The following is a 2,567-nucleotide window of genomic DNA, read 5'->3' on the forward strand; positions in this document are numbered from 1 at the left end:
GGCCTGGTCGTCGGGCACGTCGAACACCACCATCGCATTGGCGCGGAAACCCAACTCATGGTGGCGTACCACGACGCCAAAGCGCTTGATCAGTCCGTCCTCGAGCCAGCCGGTGATCCGGCGCAGGACTTCCTCCTCGCTCATGCCGACGCGTTCGCCGAGCCGCGCGAAGGGACGCTCCACCAAGTCGAGTCCGGGCTGCAGCGCCGCGATCAGTTGCCTCTCTCTCGCGTCGGGCTCGCGCAGCGACGTGGCGGATATATCGACGTGGTGCTTGTGCGGCGACTTCAGGTCGAAGCCGAGGTCGATGTGGTATTCCTGCTCCAGCGGCAGCGAGATCACTTCGCAACCGGTCTCGCGCTCGATGCCGGCCAAAGCGGCCGCCAGCGCCGCCGCGTCGGCGGCCGTGGCGACGAACCACAGGTTGTAATGGTGCTCGCGCTGGTAGTTGTGGTTCACTTCCGGCCACGCGCTGACCTGCGCCGCGATCCGTTCGATCTGTCCGGCCGGCGCGGCGAGCGCCGCCAGCGTCGAGGCGCCGATGCGCCGCGGCGCGAACACCGCGCCGACGCGACTGATGGCGCCGCGCGCCTGCAGCCGCTTGAGGGTCGCAAGAATCACCGTGCCGTCGGCGCCGACTCTTGGCGCGAGCTCGGCGAAGGGCTGCGCGGCAATCGGAAAGTCGCGCTGCCAATCGTTGAGCAGGGCGAATTCGAGCGGGCTGTAGGGCGAGTCCATCATCAGAATCCGATGCGCGCCGCGCGGCTGGTGAAGAAGATGCCGGAGGGCGATTCAACCGGAATATCGCCCAGCTGGCGGAAGGTCCCGGTGTCGTAGACGACGACCCGGTTGTCATCGCGCGCCGACACCCAGACGGCCTCGCCGCGCGGCGTGAATTCCATGTGCAGCACCGCCTTGCCCGGCTGCAGGGTCTGCACCACCTTGCCCGTCAGCGTGTCGATCACCTGCACCCAGCCGTTGTCGGGGAAGGCGAAGTTGACCCAGATCCGGCGCCCGTCGGGGCTGGCCATGACGAATACCGGCTGGCCCTTGACCGCGACGCGACCGGTTTCCTTCCAGGTCGCCGCATCGGCCACCAGCACCTCGTGGCGGCCGATCGCAGGCAGCCAGGCCCTGCCCGCGGCGATGGACCAGCCGCGCAGGTGCGGCATCTTGAACACCGGCAGCTTTTCTTCGCCGCGGCCGTACTTCTCGAGGATCTTGCGCACACCCTTTTCCGGCTGCCACAGATCGAGCAGCGCAATGCCGTCCTCGCCGAACAGGCCGGCAAGATAGTGTCGCCCGTCGGGCGTGACCAGCCCGTCATACGGCTGCAGGCCGGCCGGATAACGCTGCGTCACCGGCTTCTTCGGATTCGAGAAATCGCTGACCCAGATCTCGCCGCCCTCGAACAGGGCATAGGCGAACTTGTTGCCCGGCACGTCAGCGAGGCCCACCACCTTGGAGAAGCGCCCCGGCTCGTACTCGGCCGGGATTTCCGCAAGCAGTTCGAGCGTCTCCGTATCGAAGGCCTTGATTCCGCCCGGCGTGTAGTTCTGCGCGACGACGATGCGGCCGTCCTGCGAGATCGAGCCGCCGATGGAGTTGCCCGACTGCATGACGCGCTTGACGACGAGGCCTTGCAGCAGGTCGATCTTGGTCAGCCCGCCGTCGCGGCCGAAGACGAAGGCGTAGCGGGCGTCACGCGAATAGACCACGGACGCGTGGGAAAGGTCGCCGAGCCCGCCGATGCGGGCGTAGGGCTGGCGGCTACTCGTATTGACCAGCGTGACATGACCGCTGGCGCGCTCGATCACCAGGCCGAGATCGCCGGTGCCGCGCAGGGACATTCCGCCGCAGGCGCCGAGCAGCACCGTCATCAGTCCAAGCAAAACCAGTTGCGCGATCCGTCTCATTCTGGGAACCCGGTCATCAGTTTTTCAACGATCCATTGTGCTTCATCTTGCGTCAGGAAGCGGTGCCAGGGCGGCATCGGCGTACCCGTGCGGCCGCCGATGATGGTCGCCACCAGCCCCTCGACGGGCTTGCCCGCCAGCGCCGCCGGCAACAGCGCCGGTCCCAGCCCCCCTTGCAGGGTCAGCCCATGGCACGAGCCGCAGTCCTGCCGCACCAGGTGAATCAGTTCCTTCTGCCTTGCCGCCGCGGGCTCGCCGAGCGCGACCGTGGCGAAACCGCCGAGCAGGATGGCCAGCAGTGCCGGCAGAAACGCGCTACTCGACAACGATCAATCCCTTCATTTCCTCATGCGGGCCGCAGCGGTAGCTGTAGCTGCCGGGCTGCGTGAACGTGCGCTGCCAATGCTCATCCGGAAAAAGCCGCTCCGACTCCAGGCCGTTCTCGGCAGGGAAGAGCACCGAGTGACTGGTGCGCTTCTCGCGATTGATCCACTTCACCGTATCGCCCGCCTTGATGCGAACTTCCTGCGGCGCAAAGCGATAGTCCTGAATCGTCACCTCGACCGTCTGCTGGGCCGCCGCCCAAGTGGAAACGAGCGCCAGCAGCGCCAGCGCTCGTCTCGATCGGTAGCCTTCGGTAAACACCTCCGG

4 protein-coding genes are annotated in these 2,567 nt (G+C 66.8%); all 4 read right to left on the minus strand.

Annotated features, from left to right (window positions below):
- Nucleotides 1–738 (minus strand): hypothetical protein (locus tag WC493_RS23625; protein ID WP_373069170.1); only part of this gene is annotated, 738 nt, incomplete at its 3' end.
- Between the two features lie 2 nt (nt 739–740).
- Nucleotides 741–1,916, minus strand: a complete 1,176-nt coding sequence (locus WC493_RS23630) for a cytochrome D1 domain-containing protein (protein ID WP_373069172.1) — start codon at nt 1,914–1,916, stop codon at nt 741–743.
- Nucleotides 1,913–2,242 carry a cytochrome c gene (locus tag WC493_RS23635; protein ID WP_373069174.1) on the minus strand — a complete coding sequence of 110 codons (330 nt, stop codon included), beginning with the start codon at nt 2,240–2,242 and terminating at the stop codon, nt 1,913–1,915. Before WC493_RS23635 ends, WC493_RS23630 begins: the two co-directional genes overlap by 4 nt.
- Nucleotides 2,232–2,567 (minus strand): plastocyanin/azurin family copper-binding protein (locus WC493_RS23640; RefSeq protein WP_373069176.1); only part of this gene is annotated, 336 nt, incomplete at its 5' end. The genes WC493_RS23635 and WC493_RS23640, both read right to left, overlap by 11 nt.

Source organism: Zavarzinia sp. (genome assembly GCF_041650655.1).
Lineage (GTDB): Bacteria > Pseudomonadota > Alphaproteobacteria > Zavarziniales > Zavarziniaceae > Zavarzinia.

Coding starts and splice junctions, on each gene's coding strand:
- WC493_RS23630 (WP_373069172.1), bottom strand. CDS start 1,916: ATGAGACGGATCGCGCAACTGGTTTTGCTTGGACTGATGACGGTGCTG.